The sequence below is a fragment of the Actinomadura fulvescens genome (assembly GCF_039533225.1).
GTDB classification, from domain to species: domain Bacteria; phylum Actinomycetota; class Actinomycetes; order Streptosporangiales; family Streptosporangiaceae; genus Spirillospora; species Spirillospora fulvescens.
The window spans coordinates 394632-412911 of sequence record NZ_BAAATD010000006.1; the positions used below are offsets into that span (position 1 = coordinate 394632).

General features: G+C 71.0%; 17 protein-coding genes. 9 read left to right on the plus strand and 8 right to left on the minus strand.

The genetic code is table 11. The features are described 5' to 3' along the window. Window positions 1-87: 87 nt before the first annotated feature. The 6 genes from ABD333_RS24130 to ABD333_RS24155 all read left to right on the plus strand — a co-directional run bounded on the left by ABD333_RS24130 (window position 88) and on the right by ABD333_RS24155 (window position 7984). A complete protein-coding gene (locus tag ABD333_RS24130; protein WP_344544362.1) occupies window positions 88-582 on the plus strand; it encodes a hypothetical protein in 495 nt (164 codons plus the stop codon). Next, a complete protein-coding gene (locus ABD333_RS24135; RefSeq protein WP_344544364.1) occupies window positions 582-1970 on the plus strand; it encodes a hypothetical protein in 1389 nt (462 codons plus the stop codon). The genes ABD333_RS24130 and ABD333_RS24135 overlap by 1 nt, the downstream gene beginning before the upstream one ends. A gap of 71 nt (window positions 1971-2041) precedes the next feature. Beyond that, complete coding sequence (locus tag ABD333_RS24140) at window positions 2042-3370, plus strand: VWA domain-containing protein (protein WP_410557874.1); 1329 nt, start codon at window positions 2042-2044, stop codon at window positions 3368-3370. 33 nt (window positions 3371-3403) lie between these two features. Continuing rightward, the gene (locus tag ABD333_RS24145; protein WP_344544368.1) at window positions 3404-4522 is read left to right on the plus strand and encodes an ATP-binding protein; all 1119 of its coding nucleotides are present in this window, start codon (window positions 3404-3406) and stop codon (window positions 4520-4522) included. Next, window positions 4519-7335 carry a DUF5682 family protein gene (locus tag ABD333_RS24150; protein ID WP_344544370.1) on the plus strand — a complete coding sequence of 939 codons (2817 nt, stop codon included), beginning with the start codon at window positions 4519-4521 and terminating at the stop codon, window positions 7333-7335. The genes ABD333_RS24145 and ABD333_RS24150 overlap by 4 nt, the downstream gene beginning before the upstream one ends. Window positions 7336-7378: 43 nt before the next feature. Further along, the gene (locus ABD333_RS24155) at window positions 7379-7984 is read left to right on the plus strand and encodes a response regulator transcription factor (protein WP_344544372.1); all 606 of its coding nucleotides are present in this window, start codon (window positions 7379-7381) and stop codon (window positions 7982-7984) included. Window positions 7985-7988: 4 nt separating this feature from the next. Here ABD333_RS24155 and ABD333_RS24160 read toward each other — a convergent pair whose 3' ends face one another. From ABD333_RS24160 to ABD333_RS24185, 6 genes are all read right to left on the minus strand, one after another. Continuing rightward, a complete protein-coding gene (locus tag ABD333_RS24160) occupies window positions 7989-10556 on the minus strand; it encodes a hypothetical protein (protein ID WP_344544374.1) in 2568 nt (855 codons plus the stop codon). 84 nt (window positions 10557-10640) lie between these two features. Beyond that, entirely contained in the window at window positions 10641-11525 is an 885-nt protein-coding gene (locus tag ABD333_RS24165) for a nitroreductase/quinone reductase family protein (RefSeq protein ID WP_344544376.1), read from the minus strand. 274 nt (window positions 11526-11799) lie between these two features. Further along, window positions 11800-12438, minus strand: coding sequence for an SRPBCC family protein (locus ABD333_RS24170; protein ID WP_344544378.1), 639 nt, complete (start codon window positions 12436-12438; stop codon window positions 11800-11802). Beyond that, window positions 12435-12785: an ArsR/SmtB family transcription factor gene (locus ABD333_RS24175; protein WP_344544380.1), complete on the minus strand. Its 351-nt coding sequence runs from the start codon at window positions 12783-12785 to the stop codon at window positions 12435-12437. The genes ABD333_RS24170 and ABD333_RS24175 overlap by 4 nt, the downstream gene beginning before the upstream one ends. Before the next feature lie 42 nt (window positions 12786-12827). After that, window positions 12828-13928, minus strand: a complete 1101-nt coding sequence (locus ABD333_RS24180) for an FG-GAP repeat domain-containing protein (protein ID WP_344544382.1) — start codon at window positions 13926-13928, stop codon at window positions 12828-12830. A 161-nt stretch (window positions 13929-14089) separates the two neighbouring features. Further along, complete coding sequence (locus ABD333_RS24185) at window positions 14090-14485, minus strand: MerR family transcriptional regulator (protein WP_344544384.1); 396 nt, start codon at window positions 14483-14485, stop codon at window positions 14090-14092. Window positions 14486-14536: 51 nt separating this feature from the next. On the opposite strand from ABD333_RS24185, the gene ABD333_RS24190 reads away from it, so the two are divergent. Together ABD333_RS24190 and ABD333_RS24195 are read left to right on the plus strand one after the other, a co-directional pair. Next, window positions 14537-14767 carry a ribbon-helix-helix protein, CopG family gene (locus tag ABD333_RS24190; RefSeq protein ID WP_344544386.1) on the plus strand — a complete coding sequence of 77 codons (231 nt, stop codon included), beginning with the start codon at window positions 14537-14539 and terminating at the stop codon, window positions 14765-14767. Continuing rightward, entirely contained in the window at window positions 14764-15774 is a 1011-nt protein-coding gene (locus tag ABD333_RS24195; protein ID WP_344544387.1) for a Clp protease N-terminal domain-containing protein, read from the plus strand. The genes ABD333_RS24190 and ABD333_RS24195 overlap by 4 nt, the downstream gene beginning before the upstream one ends. On the opposite strand, the gene ABD333_RS24200 is transcribed toward ABD333_RS24195, so the two are convergent. Continuing rightward, window positions 15771-16706 (minus strand): GlxA family transcriptional regulator, encoded by a 936-nt coding sequence (locus tag ABD333_RS24200; RefSeq protein WP_344544389.1) that lies wholly within the window; start codon window positions 16704-16706, stop codon window positions 15771-15773. The two genes, ABD333_RS24195 and ABD333_RS24200, sit on opposite strands and share 4 nt — an antisense overlap. 72 nt (window positions 16707-16778) lie before the next feature. Between ABD333_RS24200 and ABD333_RS24205 the strand changes: the two genes are divergently transcribed. Further along, window positions 16779-17408, plus strand: coding sequence for a DJ-1/PfpI family protein (locus ABD333_RS24205; RefSeq protein ID WP_344544391.1), 630 nt, complete (start codon window positions 16779-16781; stop codon window positions 17406-17408). A gap of 166 nt (window positions 17409-17574) precedes the next feature. Here ABD333_RS24205 and ABD333_RS24210 read toward each other — a convergent pair whose 3' ends face one another. Continuing rightward, complete coding sequence (locus ABD333_RS24210; RefSeq protein ID WP_344544393.1) at window positions 17575-18225, minus strand: TetR/AcrR family transcriptional regulator; 651 nt, start codon at window positions 18223-18225, stop codon at window positions 17575-17577. Window positions 18226-18280: the final 55 nt, after the last annotated feature.

Consider the following 18280-nt stretch of genomic DNA (forward strand, 5'->3'; position numbering starts at 1 on the left):
AACCGGTTCCGGCACCCGCCGGGGCCGCCTTCGACAGGTTGCCGGCCCTCGCCGGCGGTTCGTGCGGGCACCGGGCCAAGGAGGATCGTGAACGCGGACGAAGACGCGTGGGAGCAGGGCAGCGCCGTACGGGTCGTGCCACCCGTCCAGCCCCGCAAGCTGGCGAAGGTGCCCTTCGTCGAGATGGCTGACGGCCGGTTGCAGGGAGTCGTGTCGAGCGGGTCGGACATCGCCCGCGTGTACGTCTCGTCGATCACCGCCGGCACGCACGGGTTCAACTGCAGCACCAACAACAACCGGCCGTGCGGCGGCCTCGGCGCCTCCTCACCCTGCAAGCACCTCCGCGCGCTGGTCGACGAGGCGGTGCTGCAGTACGGGCGAGGCCGCGTGGCCCGCTATCTGCAGATCGAGACCGGTGAGGACGAGCCTCTGATCAACGGTCTGGAGGGCACGCGCGAGTCCGCTCCGGCCGCGGTGGTCTTCAGCCGGTTCCTGCGCCACCTGGCCTACCTGGAGCTGCCCGGCACGACGGAGCCCTTGGCCGAGATGCACTGGTTCCCATCGGCGAAGGCGGCCCTCTGATGCGCGGCGTACAGCTCGCTCAGCTCCTCGACGGCGACCGTCCCGGCGTGGCCGAGGCGCTCGACCTGGTGGCGGGATTCGACGACGCTCTCGTGCACGGGTTCGCCCGCCTGGGCGAGGAGCGGGCCGCGGGCCTGGCGGCGCTGGCCGGCGCCATGGCGACGAGCCCGCTCGGGCCCGCCGTGAGCGAGGCCGCCGACAAGGTCGCCGCGGGTTCCATCGGTGCCGAGCACCTGACGGCCCTGGCCGGGGCGCGCATCGCCCTCCTCGGGGCCGTGCACGACGCGCTGCTCGACCGTCTCGACACCGCGCTGGGCCGTACGCGCGCCGCCTGGGACGAGGCACCGGCCACCGCGGCGCCCGCCGACAACCTGCTCAGCGGCTCCCGATCATGGCTTCACGAGCTCGCCATCGCCGGGTGGCGCGGCGTCGACCATGACCTCGTCTCCTCCTCCGACCAGACGCTGGAGGCGCTCCTCGCCGAGCCCGGCCTGCGGCGCCTGGCGGTGCTGCTCGACGGGCTGGCGGCGGAGCTGAGGGCGTCATGCCCGATCGCGACGATGGCGCGGCTGCCCGTGCGGCGATGGGCCGATCTGTGGACGCGAGCCGTGCTGCTCTCCCAGCCGGGCGCGCGGCCCACCGCCTCCGTCGCGCCGGTGACCGGACGGCTGCTCCCGCTCGGCGTGGACGTGCACGAGCACGGCACCGCCGTTCAGGCCCAGGTCCATGGCGTGCTGGAGCTGGCCGGCGGCGGCCCGTCCCGCCTCGTCCGCGCCAGTGTCGCGGCGGCGAAGGTAGACACCATCGTTGGACCGGCCGTGTGGCGACTGCTGGACGCGCACCCCGTGCTGCTCAGCGCACTCGCCGAGCGCCGGAGCCTCGATCTCACGGACATGCCGCTGACGAGCGGCGGCGACCTCGTCTGGCAGGACGACAAGGCGAGCGCGGGCGCACCGGCCGATCCGTTCGCCACCGCCCGGGTCCAGCTCGCGAACGCGCACGCGTCGGCCACACCCCCGCTTGAACGCCATCCGATCCGCATCTGCGAGCCCGTCCTGCTGGAGGACTACGAGACCGACGGCGACCGGTGGACGCTCGACGGGCATCCCCTCACGGTCGACCTGGCCCGGCTGCCAGCGGCCGGTCCCCTGACCCCCGAGCTGCTGGCCGCCTCCTCGTCCTGCATCGGGCTGATGCGCTGGGACGCCGGGCGATGGCGGGTGCAGCCGCTCGCCGTACGTGCCACGGTCAAGCGCAAACCGGTCGAGGCGCACACCGGCGACTGGGCACAGGGACCGACCGACCCCAAAGTCGTGAAAGCCGAGGCCAAGGCCGGTGACGCGGTCGCCGTACTGCGCGAACGAGCAGGACGGTTGCTGCGCAAATGACCGACTTCAACAGGGACCCCGGCGCGGACGCGCAGGTGGACGCGCAGGTGGACGCGCAGGTGGACGCGCAGATGGACGCGCAGGTGGGCGGCGCTGATGCCTACGGAAATCGGCGGCAGGTGCTCTACTGGCGGCTGCTGGCCCGGCTCTTCGACGGCGACGAGCAGCCTTCGCTGGAGGCGGCGAGCGTCGCGATCGTCGACGATCTCGGCCTGCCTCCGGCGCTGCTCGATCCGGGTGTCTCGGTCGACAACCTCGTTCAGCGTTTTCCTGGCCTCGGCACCGAGCTGCAAGCCCTGATGGCGCCCGGGCAGAAGCAGAAGCAGAGGCAGCAGCAGGAGCAGGGCGACGACGATCCTCAGGCGCAGGTCCGCAGGGCGGCCCTCGTCTCCAAGCTGCTGCTCAACGTGTTCTCGACCGGCTCGGGCAACGTGACCGCGGGTCAGCTGGCGGGGTGGCAGCAGGACGCGGGCTGGCTCAAGCAGGCGCTCGGCGACGAGGGCGCCGCCGAGATGTCGGGCGTCCTGTCCGGCCTCGAAGGCGACCTCGTCAAGCGCATGGCGCTGCGCGAGGTGCTGGCCGATCCCAGGCTCGCGGCACGGCTGACCCCGAGCATGTCGCTCATCGAGCAGTTGCTGCGCGACAAGGCCAACCTGTCCGGCGTCGCGCTCGCCAACGCCAAGTCGCTCATCCGCAGGTACGTCGACGAGGTCGCCGAGGTGCTGCGCACGCAGGTCCAGCAGACCAGCGCGGGCACCGTCGACCGGTCGGTGCCGCCCAAGCGGGTGTTCCGCAACCTCGACCTCCAGCGCACGATCTGGAAGAACCTCACCAACTGGAGTCCCGAGGACGAGCGGCTGTACGTCGACCGGCTCTTCTACCGGCACACCGCCAAGCGCACCACGCCCGCCAAGCTGATCGTGGTCGTCGACCAGTCGGGCTCGATGGTCGACTCGATGGTCAACTGCACGATCCTGGCGTCGATCTTCGCCGGGCTGCCCAAGGTCGACGTGCACCTCATCGCGTTCGACACCCGTGCGCTCGACCTGACGCCCTGGGTGCACGACCCGTTCGAGGTGCTGCTGCGCACCAAGCTCGGCGGCGGCAACGACGGACCGGTGGCGATGGAGATGGCCCGCCCCAAGATCACCAACCCGGCCGACACGGTCATGGTGTGGATCTCCGACTTCTACGAGTTCGACCGCTCGCAGCCGCTCTTCGACGGCATCGAGGCGGTGCACCGGTCGGGCGTGAAGTTCATCCCGGTCGGCTCGGTCAACAGCTCGGGCCACCAGAGCGTCGATCCGTGGTTCCGGCAGAAGTTCAAGGACCTCGGCACACCCGTGATCTCGGGCCACATCCGCAAGCTCGTCTTCGAACTCAAGAACTTCCTCGGCTGACCACCGCCCTCACACGTATTGGAGATCCGGAGAATGACCGACGAGATGTTGCGCGCACCGGCCGAGGTCAAGTACGCCGAGGAGCTCGACTGGCTGGAGTCCGTCGACGACGCGCCCAAGCCGTTCTCGTGGCGGCTGAGCCCGCGGATGGTCCGGCTGTTCGTCCTCGGCTCGGAGCCCTCGGACGGCCTCGACCGTGAGATCTCGCAGAAGTGGTTCGGCGACCGCAGCTTCGTCGAGCGCAGCATCGTCACGCTGGCGTCCGACCGCGGGCTGCTGCTGATCGGCGACCCCGGCACCGGCAAGAGCTGGCTGGCCGAGCTGCTGTCCGCCGCCATCTGCCGCAACTCGACGCTGGTCGTGCAGGGCACGGCGGGCACCACCGAAGACCACATCAAGTACTCGTGGAACGTCTCGATGGTGATCGCCAAGGGCCAGTCCCGCGAGTCGATGATCCCCTCACCGATCATGACGGCGATGGAACGGGGCGTGATCGGCCGCTTCGAGGAGCTGACCCGGTCGACCAGCGACGTCCAGGACGCGCTGATCTCGATCCTGTCGGAGAAGTACGTCTCGATCCCCGAGCTCGACGACGACAACATCGTCTTCGCCCAGCCCGGCTTCTCCATCATCGCGACCGCCAACAGCCGCGACCGCGGCGTCAACGACCTCTCGTCGGCGCTCAAGCGCCGGTTCAACTTCGTCCGCATCCCGGTGGTGACCAACAAGCGCAGCGAGGCGGAGATCGTCCGCTTCCGCACCACCGAGCTGCTGAGGCGGCACCAGATGGAGCTGGAGGTGCCCCCGACCCTGCTCGACATCCTGCTGCAGAGCTTCGCCGACCTGCGGGCCGCCGCCGCGTCGGCCACCAGCGACGACGAACGGCTGGAGTCGGCGTTGTCGACCGCCGAGCAGATCGGCGTGCTCGAAGACGCCATCCTGCACAGCCGGTTCTTCGGCGACAACACGCTGCGGGCGGGGACGCTCGCCGGTTCGCTGGTCGGGTCGCTCGCCCGGCGCGCTCCCGAAGACCTGGCCATCCTCAACAAGTTCTGGCACGGCGTCGTCGAGCCACGGAGCAAGAAGGACACCGGCGCGCCCTGGGCGGAGTTCCTCGAAGGCGGCCGCGAGGCGATCGCGAAGTTGTCATGACGCAGCCCTTCGGTGCACTGCGCGCACAGCTGCTCGACGCCGCCGAGGCGTTCGCCGGTGGTCCCGGTGCCGTGTCCGGCCTCCTGGCGGGCATGGTCGACGACGTCGACCGGGCGCTGCGCGAGGAGCTTGAGATCTTCCCCGTCTGCCATCATTCGCCCGCCTCGGCGGCGGCCATGGTCCGGCGGCTGCGCGACAAGCAGCCCAAGGTCATCTACCTGGAGCTCTGCGAGGATCTCCGGCCGCTGCTCGACGAGCTGCGCAAGTGCCGGCTCCCGGTCGCGTTGCAGGCGTTCGCCAGCGAGGTCGACGGCTTCCCGCCCGAGTGGGCGCCGCTGAGCGTGGTGGCGCCCATCACCGAGGCGTCGGCCGAATACCAGGCCATCGCGTACGCGCTCGACACCCCCGGCGTCGAGCTGGTGCTGGTCGACCGTTCGACCGATCATGTCTTCCAGTGGGAGCCGCACGACCGATCCGACGGCGACGAGGCCGACGGCAGCCTGCCGGAAAACGCCAAGGGCGGGGAGACGTCCGAGGTCGCCGCGTCCGAGGAGAACGACGAGGCCGCGCTCCACGGCGACGCCGTCGGCATCGAGATCGGCGACCTGCGGCCGGGCTTCGCCGAGCTGGAGGCGCACCTGCTCCACCACGGCAAGGTGCGGCACTGGTCCGAATGGTGGGACCAGTACGTCGAGCAGCCCCTGGCAGGCGCCGACTACGCCACGTACCGCCAGGTCATGGTGCTGATCGGCAGCCTCTTCCGCCGCCTTCGCCCGGCCACCGGCGACCGGAGCCGCGCCCGCGACGAAGACCGCGAGCGCTACATGTGGACCCGGATGCGCGAGCATCTGGCCACGTCCGGCGCCGACCCCGAGCAGTGCCTCTATGTCTGCGGCGCCTTCCACGCGGCCAGCCACGTCGAGCAGTTCGGGCTGCGCGCGGAGGTGACGGAGTTCGAGATCAGCCCGCGGACGGCGACGCGCTGGCAGTACGGGCTCATCCCCTCCAGCCACTCCGCCATCGAGGCGCAGTTCGGCCTGGCCTCCGGATCGGTGTCGATCGCTGCCGCCACCTGGGCCAAGGCCGTGACGCGCGGCGGCCTCACGCCGTTCCAGCTCGACGGGCAGCGGGGCACGCGCAAGCGGTCGAGCCGGGGCCGCGTGCCCGGTGTCCCCGCGCCGGCCGAGCCGGTCGCCGACCGGCTGTCCGGTTTCCTGTCGCGCCCGCCCGCGCTGGACGAGCTCGACGAGTCCGAACTGCTCGGATGGTGCGTCGACATCGTGCGGCTGGCCCGGCGCAACGGCTATCTGGCCAGCACCGCCGACGCGATCGCGGTGTTCGAGACGTCGATCCTGCTCGCGGGCATGCGCGGCCGAGCCCGGCCGACGCCGTACGACTTCCAGGACGCGGCGATCACCTGCATCGAGAAGGACTCCGTGCCCGGCCGCCGCGACGTCCGGCGGCTGTGCGAGATCCTGCTCGGCGGCGACCGGGTGGGCGAGGTCGGGTACGACGCGCTGCCGCCGCTCGCCCGGGACGTCCTCGACCGGCTGAAACCGCTCGGGCTCGACCTGGAGAAGCGCACGATCCAGCGGGCGCTGCTCGACCTCGACGCGCGTCCCGAGCTCGTGCCCTGCTCCGATCTGCTCTGGGTGCTGCGCCGCCTGCTGCCAGGCGACGCCGTCCGTCCGATCATGGGCTCGCGCAGGCTGGGCGAACGTTCGATCCAGGAGAGCTGGGACCTGGCGATCGGCCGCAACCAGCGTTCGATCGTCGAGCTCGGCTACGAGGGCGTCACCATCGAGCAGGTCCTGGAGCGGCGCCTCCGGCGTGCCGTATGGGCGCCCAAGGCCACGGCCGCGCAGGCGCTGCGGGCCGTCGAAGACTCCATCCTCTACCTGGGCGGGCGGAGGTTCACCGACGAGCTCGGGCGGCGGGCGGTCGAGCTGCTCGCGGCCGAACGCACCGTGGACGACGCGCCCGAGGTCCTGCGCCTGATCCGGCGGCTGCTGACCCACTACCGCGCCGCCGAGCCGGAGCTGCCGGAGTGGTGCCGGTCCTTCGTCACGGCCGGGTACGCGCATTACTGCACGCTGCTGCCGACCGCGTTCGTGGACGAGGAGACCGGCGTCCGGCAGGTGGCGGCGATGCTGGGGTTCCTGTTCGGCATGGAGAGCCTCGCGCTGTCCCTCGGCTGTGACCACGCCCAGCTCGAACTCGCCGTCCAGCAGTCGCATCCGGAGGCGCCGGCCAAGGTGGCGCTGCTGTGGGCCGCCAAGTCGCAGCTCGGCCTGATGCCGATGGCCGAGCTCCGTTCCCGATGTGACGAGCTGCTGGCCAACCCGCTCGTCGTGCCGTCGTTCCCGCAGTACATGAGCGGGTTCGTCCAGGCGCTCGAACCCGCTCCCGCCCTGGCCCCGTTCATGGTCGAGGTGTTGTCGAAGGCCTTCGCGCGCCTGCCGGACACCATCCTGCTCCCCTGGCTGCCCAAGCTGATCACGACGCTGCGCGACCAGGCGCACGAGCTGGTGCCGGTGCTCGTCCGCGAGGCGGGCCGTACCTTCCCGGCCGCCCTGCCCGCCGTCGATTCCTGGGTTCCGCCGTGGACGTCGAGGCCCAAGCCGGTCGCGCCCGTTCAGGCGGGCCCGGCCACAGACCTGCTGGAGAGCCACCCGGCCGCCTGTGACGCGGTGGCCGCCCTTCTCGGCCACCAGGGGCAGTGGCGATCGGCCGGCGGGCCACGGGAAGTCGCGACCCTCCTGGCCGACCATCCCGAGACCGCACGGGCGCTAGCGGACGTCCTGCTGCCGTAACGCTCACGACCAGGCAGAATGGAGCTTCGACAGGGAGGCACGAATGATCCGTGTACTGCTGGCCGAGGACATGGGCATCCTGCGGGAGGCGCTCGCCGGAATCCTGGCGCTGGAGGACGACCTCGAGGTCGTCGCCACCGTCGAGTCCGGCGACACGATCGTCGACGCCGCCCTGCGGACCACGCCGAATGTGGCGGTGATCGACATCGGGCTGCCCGGTCAGGACGGTCTCAGCGCGGCGGCGGAGCTGCACGAACGGGTGCCGGCCTGCCGGACGCTGATCCTGACCGGCCACGCCAGGCCGGGCAATCTGCGCCGGGCCCTGGCCGCGCACGTCTCGGGGTTCATGGTCAAGGAATCCCGGCCGCAGGATCTGGTGGAGGCCATCCGCACCGTCGCCCGGGGCGGCCGAGTCATCGACCCCCAGCTCGCGTTCCAGGCCCTGGACGTGCAGGGCAACCCGCTGACCGACCGGGAGGCCGAGGTGCTGCGGCTCACCGCGTCCGGCGCCGAGCCCGCCGAGATCGCGGGCAAGATCGGCCTGTCGTACGGGACCGTGCGCAACTACCTGGCCTCGGCCGTCACCAAGCTGAACGCCCGCAACCGGGTGGACGCCATCCGCATCGCCACCGACGCGGGCTGGATCTGAGCGCTCAGGCCGGGAGCTCGGCGGTCAGGGTGAACGTGCCGTCCGTACGCCCCGCGGCCAGCCGCCCGCCGGCCTCCTCGATCCGCCCGCGCAGGTTGTCCAGCCCGGTGCCCTGACGGCCCGGGCGCTCCTCGGCAGGCACGCCGTCGTTGCACACCCGCAGGTGCAGCGTCCCGTCGGCGTCCCACGTCCGGATCTCGCAGAAACCGGCCTGCGAATGCCTGACCACGTTCGTGACGGCCTCCCGCAGCACGATCGCCAGCAGAACGTCCGCCTCGTCCGACCGCACCGACGCGGCCAGCTCGACCCGGGCCTCGATCCCCGACTCGGTGAGCAGGGACCGGGCGACCAGCGCCTCCGCGCCCAGCGTGATCCCGGTGCGGTCCCGGGTGATCGACCGGACGGCCGCCCGCGCCTCCTCGGCGAGCGTCACCAGCTCGGCGAGCTGCGTGCGCGGCTCGGCGGCGAGCTCCCCCTTGACCACGATCGCCGACAGCTGGAACCCGAGCAGATCGTGCACGTCACGCGAGACCCGCAGCCGCTCCTTGATCACCGCCATCCGCGCGGCCTCCCCCCGGGCGGCGTCGAGCTCGGCCACGACGACCGGCAGGGCGCACAGCGCGTAGACGATGATGACCCAGAAGATGTAAGAGAGGACGACGGAGAAGAGGCCTGTACCCCCGGCCCCATGGATCGTCGGCAGCGGCGCGAACAGGACCAGCGCGATGGCGGCCGCGAGCCGCCGCGGCCGCACATGGAAGAGCACGACCCCCGTCACCAGCCCCATGTAAGGCAGGGGAACGGCCGCTCCCACCGTCACCATCACGACGAAGAGCAGCACGACCTGCAAGCTGAGCGTCACCGGCCACGCCGGAGGCGGCGCACCGAGCTCCCGGGGGAACACGTGGTACAGCTGCAACACGCTGATCACCGGCAGGAGGAGGGCCGTCACGGCGATCTCGAACGCACCGTAACTGTCCAGCCCCGCATCAGCGAGCCAGAACATGTTGGTGACACTCGTCCCGACGAAGTCGATCTCGATGGCGAGCAGAACCGCCCACGCGAGCCACGGCGCAGCGGCCGTCCCCCGCATAGGCGTGCCGCGCCGCTCCACCGGAACCCGCGCCTCCACGCCATCCCCGAGCTCAACCCGCCCCCCAAGCCTCTCAACCTCCTGAGCCGCCTCCCCCAGCGCTCCCCCAAACACCTCCGCACCATCCACACCTCCCGCAGCCGGGAAGCCCACCGCAGCTGACACCCCCGACGCGCCTGACCTGCCAGACGGGCCCGACGTGCCTGACGCGGCCGGCGTCTCGGAGGTGGCTGGCGTCTCTGAGGTGGCTGACGTGGCTGGCGTGCCTGAGAAGCCAGCCGTGGCTAAGGTGGCTGAGGTGGCTGGTGTGAGTGGCGTGGCTGTGTGGCACGCACTAGGCGTGGTCGGCGTGGCGAGGGCAGCTGGGCCGTCCTGCATGGCTCGCGTGTTCAGCGTGGCAGAGATCTTTGGCGTGGCTGCTGCGGCGTATGTGTGTGGCGCATCCGGCGTGGCTGGTGAGTCCGGCGCAGCAGGCGCGGCTGGGGTATCCGGCGTGGTTGGTGCAGTTGGCTCGGGCGGGGTGGTCTGGGCGTTCGGCGTGGTTGGGGGTGGGGGGAATGACACTCGTAGGCGGGCTGAGGCGTCCAGTTCGATCTGGCAGCGGTCTGGGGTGCCGTGGCGTAGGACGGTGATCACGGTGCGGCGTAGGACGGCTGCCAGGGCGGCGTCCACGTCTCTTGGGAGGTTCGGCGGCTCGTCGGCGGAGGTCTGGACACCGGCGGCGGTCAGGACCGCCACGGCGGCCTGGACCTCGTCGGCCAGCGTTCGGCTTCGGTAGGCGTCGGCCACGGAGCGCACCTCGGCCAGGGCTTCCCGTGCGGTCGCCACGATCCCGGCGATGTCGCCGTCGGCCCTGCGGCCCTCGTCGATGATCGAGGTCAGACGTTCGCCCAGTGCCGTCCGCAGGCCCTGTTCGATCCGCAGCCGCTCCTTGCTGACCTCCAGGCGGGCGACCTCGGCGCGGGTCTGGCGCAGCTCGCGCATCTGGTCGCCGAAGCGGACGATCGCGAAGCAGGACAGCCCGATCGCCATCGTCGCCAGGAGGGCCCAGACGGCACGGGGGCCGATCGCGTCCGGTAGCAGCCATCGGCCGATCACGAACTCGCCGATCACGATGATCGCCGCCACGACCCACCGTGGCCTGCCGGCGAACGTGAGCAGGATCGAGGCCATGAGCAGGCCCGAGACAGGGTCCCAGTAGACCCCGAGGAAGAGGTACGGCGCGTAGCTGAGGACCGCCTGCGCCCCGATGATCCCGAACGCGGTGCGGCGGGTGACGCGCCGGAGCACGATCGGGAGGTGCAGGGCGCAGAGGAGTGCGACGACGGCTATTCCGCAGGCGACGGCTACATCGCCGGGCAAGGTGGCCCCCGGCACGCTCTCGTCCCCCGTCAGGCGGGTGATCCGATATGTCAGGTAAAGGCCGAGCCAGGACAGGATGAGCACCGGCACCCGGCCGAGGTCATGGATCTGTCGCACACCAACCCATCCCCTCGTCAGACGACCCGACAGGCCAGAGTATGCACTGTGCACGACCAGAATGTGCATTTTGCACATCCCCGGTTATTCGGCGAGGTTGGGCCAGGGGGCGTCGCCCAGGGCGTTCAGCACGGGGACGAGTTGTGCCTCCTCGTGGTCGAGGTGGGCCACCAGCCGCTCGCCGAGCCGATCAAGATCGGCCAGCATCCGTCCGGTGTCCGCCGTACCGTCGAGCAGGGCACGCAGTTCGGCGCGGATCCCCGCGACCACGTGGTGTTCGTCGCGCAGCCTCGCCAGGGCCGGGCCCAGCTCCGGGAAAAGGCCTTGGAGGTGCGGGAACACCACAAGATCCTCGCCGGTGTGATGCCGTTCCAGCCCGTCGCAGAACTCGACGCACCGCGTGAGCAGCGCCGCCTCCAGCGGGGGCGCCGGCATGGTGGCGGTGCGCCCGGCCACCTCGTCGCGGATCGTGCGGAGTTCCTCGCGGAACCACCCGTGCAGCCTCACCAGCTCGTCCCCGACCGCCCGCAGCCGCGCCTCCTCGGCGGCGTCCGTCGGGTGCAGGACGACCACGGGCAGCACGCGCGACGTGGCGGCCTGGTAGTCGGCGAAGCCCGGCGCGACCTCGACCACCTGGGCGAACAGCCGGTCACGGGCCTCGCCCCGGGCGGGTACGGCGATCATCGTGGACGTCTCGACGCGGGCGCCGTCCCCGATCTCCACGGTCACCCGGGGATGGGCCACGAGGTTGTGGTACCAGGCCGGATGGGCGGGCGCCCCACCGGCGGACGCGATGATCAACAGCCGGTCGCCGTCGCGGACGAAACCGACCGGGCTGGTACGGGCGCGGCCGGTACGGGCACCGGTGGTGGTCAGGAGCGCCAGCACCGCCCCCTCGAACGGGCCGCCGACGCGTCCGCCGTTGGCCCGGAACTCTTCGATGATCTGCCGGTTGAACTCGTTGGTCATGTTCTCCTTCAACGCTCGGAGGGACGGTCGCACGCCGGGCGTGGGCCGTCACAGGGCAGGGCTGGATGCTTTTGAAGCCGCGCACGGAATCAGGTGTCGTCGTGCGGAGCTTGGAAGGTGTGCCGCCTGGCTGGCGCCGCCCTCCCGGCGGCGTCATGTCTCTCGCGACACGTCGGTCATTAGAACCCGGCCGGATGGCCAGGTCAAGAGCGGAAATGATCACAAAAGCCGGCGGCCGGTGCACCGGCCGCCGGCTGTCTCGCGCCGCCTCGGGTCAGCCCTCCGGGGGCGCGGTGTAGGCCGCGGTGCACCGGTCGCCCGCGGCCTTCGCCTCGGCCGCGTCGGTCCCCGCCTCGATGCTCGCGTCGCGCCAGCCTTCGCTGCTGAGCGCGATGAAGCGCTTGCCCTCGTCGGACATCGTCCAGGCGGCGCCCTCGGCCGGGTCCACCGCGGGAGCGCCGGAGAGGTGGAGCGTGAGCCCGACGAGGCCGAGGTCCCAGCCGATGCCGACCGCGCCCGGCCCGAACTCGGCCCACCGCTGGTCGTCGACGTGCGCGATGTGTTCGAGCTCGAACCGCGTACGGCCGTCGGCCTCGGGCGTCAGCCGCACCTCGATCCAGCTGACCTCTCCGCCGTACTCCCAGGTCGCGGCGAAGCTCTTCGGCGGATCGCAGCGCTCGATCGTGCCCTCGGCGTTGCCTTCGAGCCGGTAGTGCCCGCCGAGCCGCAGGTCACCGGACACGGGCAGGAACCAGCGCGCGATGCGCTCGGCGTTCGTGCAGGCGTCCCAGACGTCGTCGAGATCGGCGTCGTAGCTCTGGCCGATGGTGATGGTGCGGGCCTCGCCCGCCTCCAGCACGCGTCCGCCGACCCGGCGGCGCACGGAGTTGATCTGGTGCTCAACGTCGATCATTCGTCGCTCCTCTGCTCTCTGAGCCGGCGCTCACGCCTGCCGCGGGCGAGCTCGGTGCCGAGCGCGTCCAGATGCGGTGTCCAGAAACGGCGGAAACGGTCCAGCCACTCGTCCACGTCCCGCAGCGGTGCGGGGTCCACGGCGTACAGCCGCCGGGTGCCCTCCGGGCGGACCGTCGCGAAGCCGCTGTCGCGCAGCACCTTGAGGTGCTGCGACACGGCGGGCTGGGAGATCCCGAACTCCTCGCGGATGACGGCGCAGACCGCTCCGGAGGTCATTTCCCCGTTCGCGAGCAGTTCGAGGATCCGGCGGCGCACCGGATCACCGAGGACGTCGAAGGCGTGCACGAGGCGAGAGTATTGGTAGCCACTTATATAAGTCAACGCCTATCAAGAGGTCACGTTCCTGAGGAACGAGACCGCGTTGGCGGCACCGGCGACCGCGACGTCGGTCCGCCCGTCCCCGTCGTAGTCGGCCACGACGGGCGTCTGCGGCGCGAAGGTGACCGGGTGCTCGCCGGTCTTGGCGACCGTGCCGTCCCCCTTCCCGGTGAAGACGACCATCGTGGAGCTCACGACCGCCGACATCGCGGCGTCGAGCCTGCCGTCCTTGTCGAAGTCGGCCACCGCGATGCTCGTCGGGCCGAACCCCGAGGCCAGCACGCGGTGCGTCCTGCTGAACCCGCCACGGCCGTCGGAGGTGAGCAGGGTGGTGCTGAACGAGAAGGAGTCGGCGGTGATGATGTCGTCGATGCCGTCGCCGTCGAAGTCGCCCGCGCGGATGTCCTCGGTGATGAAGCCCGAGGTGCCCGTACCCCGCCGGGTGAAGCCGCCGTCGCCGTTCCCGGTGAACACCTCGACCCGCTGCAGCAGGTCGTTGTTGATCGCCAGGTCCACGGCGCCGTCCGCGTTGAAGCGCCCGGTCGTGAACGCGGCGGAGACGCCCGCGATCGTGCTCGACGGGCCGGGGGCGAGGGTGCCGTCGCCCTTGCCGAGCCACGTCCGCACGCCGTTCGGGATCATGCTGAGCACGTCGCGGCGGCCGTCGCCGTCGACGTCCAGAACGGCGACCTGCTGCTGAGCGCCTTCAAGCGTGGCGTAGGTCGCCGCCTTGCGGAACGTGCCGTCACCGTTGTTGAGGAGCGTCGACATGGTCACCCACGACTGCGCGGCGAGATCCGGCTTGCCGTCGCCGTTGAGGTCGCCGGCGGACACCGCGCCGTAGCCGATGCCGATGTCGGCGACGCGCACACCCTTGTTGAACGTGCCGTCGCCCTTGCCCGTCATGAGGACCGGGCCGCTGCCCTGGAAGTCCGCCGTGACGATGTCGGGCACGCGGTCGCCGTCGAAGTCGGCGGTGACCATGCCGATCGGAGAGGGCCCCGGCCCCCACGACGGGAACCGGCCCCCCGTCGGCGAGTCGGCCTTCGGCGCGAACGTGATCGTTCCGGCGTGCGCGGGAACCTGACCGGCGGCCAGTCCGAGCACCACGGCCATGACGGTGGTACGAACGGATGGAGCACGCAAGGGATCCTCCAGAGGTGTGGGCTGCCCCCGAGGCACGCGCACATCATCGCGTCGGCGTTCCGCCTAATCTGTGCGCAAACAACGCAACCTTTGGCCGCCGCGTTTGTGCACAGCGCCCACCTCGTTCAACTCCCGAACGGCAGCGGGCACTCCGGCGCCCGGGCGCACGCGGCCAGGTCGTCGCAGCCGACGTCCAGCGCGGCGCGCAACGTCTCGGCGACGGCCGTGAGCTCGGCGATCTTCGCCTCGACCTCGGCGAGCTTGACCCGCGCCCGGTCGTGCAACCCGCCGTTCGTACCGCTCAGGGCCGCGACGTCCGTCAGCGTGAACCCGAGCCGCTGCGCCGCCTTGATCCCGCGCAGCCAGGTGACCGTCTCCGGCGGATAGAGCCGGTGGCCGCCGAGCGTACGCCGGGGCTCGGCCAGCAGTCCGCGGCGTTCGTAGTAGCGCAGCGTCTGGAGGTTCACGCCCGCCGCCGCCGCGACCTGCCCGCTGCGCAACCCGCTCGAACCTTTGTCCATATATCGACAGTACTTCCGCTCCGGCTGATCGAAAGCTATCGTGATATCACGATGTCCAGACAACGAGGTACCAAGAACATGGTGTTGCGACTCGACCCCGAGCTCGCCGAACGACTGCGCCTGGTCGCCGAGGTCGAGGGCCGGACGGTGTCGGACGTGGCACGCGAGGCGGTGGCCGCGCTGGTCGAGCAGCGCCGTACCGACGAGCGTTTCCAGGCCCGGCTCGAAGAGAACCTCCTCCGCCACGAAGAGGCGCTCCGCATGTTGCGGGACTCCGAATGACCCCCGCGGATCTAGTCGCCATCGCGGCCCGCCTACTGAACGTCGACACACCGCAAGCCCTAGCGCTCGTCGACCTGCCAGCGGCCGAGGCCGCCCTAAACGAAGCCGCGCTAAACAAGCCGACCTTGGACGAGGCCGGACCGGGTGATGGGACGAAGGGCGGTGCGGCGATCGAACGACAGGCGGCTGCGTTGCTGGTGGCCCTTATCCGCCACCGCCCGTTCGCCCGAGCCAACCGGCAGGTGGCGCTGCTCGCCACGCTCCAGCTCGTCAGTGAACGTGGCTGGGACCTCGACCTGCGCCCCGCCCGCGCCGCTCGCGATCTCATCGACGCCATCGCGGCCGGAACGACCGACCAAGCCGCCGTCACCGCGTGGATCGCCCCGCGGCTCCGCTCCCCCGAAAGGCCGGACATGTCCAAGAAGCACGCCCACCTGACCGGACGTGCCCAGAACGTGGTGGTGGCCGCCCGTTCCGCGGCCGTGACCATGGGCCACAACTACGTCGGCACCGAACACCTGCTCCTCGGCCTGCTGGACGCGGGCGGCATCGGCGGCGAGGCGCTCGACCGGCTGGAGCTCACGCCGGAGGAGGTCCGGGGCGCGATCGAAGAGATCGTGGGCTATGGCTCGGACGCGTGTTCCGGCGAGCCGCACCTCACGCCACGTTCCAAGAAGGTGCTGGACCTCGCCCGGCGCGAGGCCAAGCGCCTGCGCCGCGATCAAGTCGGCAGCGAGCACATCCTGCTCGCGATCCTCCGCGAAGGAGAGGGCCTCGCGGCGCAGATCCTGCACGCGCGCAAGGGGCTCGACCGGGTCGCGATCGTCCGCACGGTCATGGATCTCATCCGCGCCGAGGACGCGCCCTCGCGGGGCCGGCGCCGCACCTACATCCTCGCCGAGCTGGAGCAGGTCTTCGAGGAGAACGAACGCCTGCACGCCGAGGTCGATCGGCTGCGGGCCCTTCTGCGCCGGCACGGCATCGAACCCGAGTCCCGCAGTGCCTAGATCTGCCTGACCGTGGTCCGGAAGCGGCTGCGATAGGCGGTGGGCGGGACGCCGAGCTCACGGAGGAACGTGCGCCGCATCGTCTCGGGAGTGCCGAAGCCGCTCAGGCGGGCCACGACCTCGACGCCCTCGTCACCGTTCTCCAGGAGGAGGCGGGCCGCCTCGACCCGGGCCCGTTCGACGTACCGGCCGGGGCTGCACCCGACCTCCCTGGTGAACGTCCGGCTGAAGTGGCGTGGGCTCATCGACAGGCGGTCCGCCATGGCCGGAACGGACAGATCCGCGCCGGGCTCGGCGGCGATGTGCTCCAGGAGCCGCCGGAGGGCGGTGTCGTGCACGGGCGGTGTGCGGTTGTGGACGCTGAACTGCGACTGCCCGCCGGGCCGCTGAAGGAAGACCACGAGCCATTTGGCGATCTCGCGCGCCACGCCGGCGCCCGCGTCCTCCTCCACCAGGGCGAGGGCGAGATCCACGCCGGCGGTGACCCCGGCGGCCGTCACGATCGGGTCGTCGCGTACGAAGATCGCGTCGGGGACCACCGTGACCGACGGGTGCGCCGTGGCCAGTTCCGCTGTGAACGCCCAGTGCGTGGTGGCCCGGCGGCCGTCCAGAAGCCCCGCGGCGGCCAGGAGGAACGCCCCGGTGCAGACCGAGGCGACGCGGCGGGCCCCGGCGGCGAGGCGGCGGATGCCCTCGACCAGCGCGGGATCGGCCGACCCGTAGGTCCAGCCGCCCGCGACGAGAAGGGTGTCGGGCGGTTCGACGTCCAGGGCGCAGTGCACGCCGAGACGAACGCCCGAGGCGGCCATCACGTCCCTTCCGTCCGGTGAGGCCAGGCGCACCTGGTAACCGGCGCCGTGAAGCACCTCCAGCGGCCCGGCCGCGTCGAGAAGCTGGATGCCGTCGTAGACGACGATGAGGACATCGCGCATGAGGCCATCATGTCCTGATACGTGGGAAGCGCGTCATTGATGACGCATGGGACCCGCGCACATGCTTGCTGCATGGACGTTGCCTTTGTTCTGTACGAGCGGATGACGGCCCTCGACCTCGTGGGACCGTACGAGATGTTGGCCCAGCACCCGGAGATCAACGCGCACTTCGTGGCCGCGCGGCATGGGACGGTCAAGGCCGACGCCGGTCTGGAGCTCAACGCCACCGCCACGTTCGAGGAACTCCCCCGGCCGGACGTCATCGTGGTGCCGGGCAGCGGGCACTGGGGCACGGTGCTCGACGAGAACGACGCACTCCTGGAATGGCTCGCCGCCGCGCATCCGAACGCGACCTGGACCACCTCGGTGTGCACGGGCTCGACCCTCCTGGCCAAGGCGGGGATCCTTGCCGGACGGCCCGCGACCACGCACTGGCTCGCGCGGGACCTGCTCGGGGAGCTGGGCGCCGTGGTCAGTACCGACCGGGTGGTGATCGACGGCGACGTGATGACGGCGGCCGGGGTGTCGGCCGGGCTCGACATGGGTCTCACCCTGACCGCGCGCCTCTTCGACGACGCGCGGGCGATGCTCATCCAGCTCTTCACCGAGTACGACCCCCAACCGCCGTTCGCCGCAGGCTCGGCCGAGAAGGCACCCCCCGAGATCGTCGAGTTCGCACGCCAATACGCAGCCGGACGTTAGCCCCAGCCTCACACCGCAGTACGCGGGCGGACGCTGGCGCGGCCTCACGGTAGTGCGCAGCAGTGCGCCGCCAAGAGCGGCCCGTTTGGAACGGCTTTGGGCGGTGGGACGCCACCCGCTGCTAAGGGCGGGCGTTAGGGGCGGCTTTTCGTAGGGGCGGCGAGGGTTAGAGGGCTTGGTTGAGGATGTTGCCTGGGGCGGGATGGGCGGCATGCGGTGGGGGTGGTTCGGAGGAGAGCAGGATCCGGATGCCTGCTCGCAGGGTTTCGGCGTCCACGTCGCCTAGTACCAGGCGTTGCAGGATGAAGCCGGGGATGATGCTGGTCAGCACGACGGCGACGGCGTACGGGTCGGCGTCCGGTGGGAGGCGGCCGTCGTCGCGGAGGCGTTCGGCGACGCGTACCCACCAACTCCTGGTGTTGTCCAGGAGCTCGGAGATGGCCAGGTGGATGGGGCGGTTGTACGTGGCGAGCGCCCATCCCTGGGGAGCGATCCGCACCGCGCCGCTCGGGCCCATCCGGCCGGTCACGCCGGTGGCGAACCGCGCCACGATCTCGTCGAGCGGGGGGAGTTCGTCGGCGTCGAGGATCTCCTCCAGGAGGGCGGCCACCAGCGGCTGGCTGCGGGCGGCGATGGCCCCGATGAGCTCGTCCTTGCTGCGGAAGTACCGGTAGACCGCGCCGGCCGACAGACCCGACTCCCGGAAGATCTCCTGCAGCGAGGTCTCGTGGAAACCCTTGCGCGCGAAGCAGCTCTGCGCCGCGTCGAGGATCTGCTGACGGCGGCGTTCACGGTGCTCTTCACTGACTCGAGGCATGGCCCAATATAAAAACGAACGTCCGTTCTTGACAACATGGTGTGATCGTGTGAGG

Bases quoted from the DNA above. Each gene is read 5' to 3' on its own strand.
- ABD333_RS24135 (WP_344544364.1), top strand. From the start codon at position 582: ATGCGCGGCGTACAGCTCGCTCAGCTCCTCGACGGCGACCGTCCCGGC.
- ABD333_RS24140 (WP_410557874.1), top strand. From the start codon at position 2,042: ATGGACGCGCAGGTGGGCGGCGCTGATGCCTACGGAAATCGGCGGCAG.
- ABD333_RS24145 (WP_344544368.1), top strand. From the start codon at position 3,404: ATGACCGACGAGATGTTGCGCGCACCGGCCGAGGTCAAGTACGCCGAG.
- ABD333_RS24150 (WP_344544370.1), top strand. From the start codon at position 4,519: ATGACGCAGCCCTTCGGTGCACTGCGCGCACAGCTGCTCGACGCCGCC.
- ABD333_RS24155 (WP_344544372.1), top strand. From the start codon at position 7,379: ATGATCCGTGTACTGCTGGCCGAGGACATGGGCATCCTGCGGGAGGCG.
- ABD333_RS24165 (WP_344544376.1), bottom strand. From the start codon at position 11,525: ATGACCAACGAGTTCAACCGGCAGATCATCGAAGAGTTCCGGGCCAAC.
- ABD333_RS24170 (WP_344544378.1), bottom strand. From the start codon at position 12,438: ATGATCGACGTTGAGCACCAGATCAACTCCGTGCGCCGCCGGGTCGGC.
- ABD333_RS24185 (WP_344544384.1), bottom strand. From the start codon at position 14,485: ATGGACAAAGGTTCGAGCGGGTTGCGCAGCGGGCAGGTCGCGGCGGCG.
- ABD333_RS24190 (WP_344544386.1), top strand. From the start codon at position 14,537: ATGTCCAGACAACGAGGTACCAAGAACATGGTGTTGCGACTCGACCCC.
- ABD333_RS24195 (WP_344544387.1), top strand. From the start codon at position 14,764: ATGACCCCCGCGGATCTAGTCGCCATCGCGGCCCGCCTACTGAACGTC.
- ABD333_RS24200 (WP_344544389.1), bottom strand. From the start codon at position 16,706: ATGCGCGATGTCCTCATCGTCGTCTACGACGGCATCCAGCTTCTCGAC.
- ABD333_RS24205 (WP_344544391.1), top strand. From the start codon at position 16,779: ATGGACGTTGCCTTTGTTCTGTACGAGCGGATGACGGCCCTCGACCTC.
- ABD333_RS24210 (WP_344544393.1), bottom strand. From the start codon at position 18,225: ATGCCTCGAGTCAGTGAAGAGCACCGTGAACGCCGCCGTCAGCAGATC.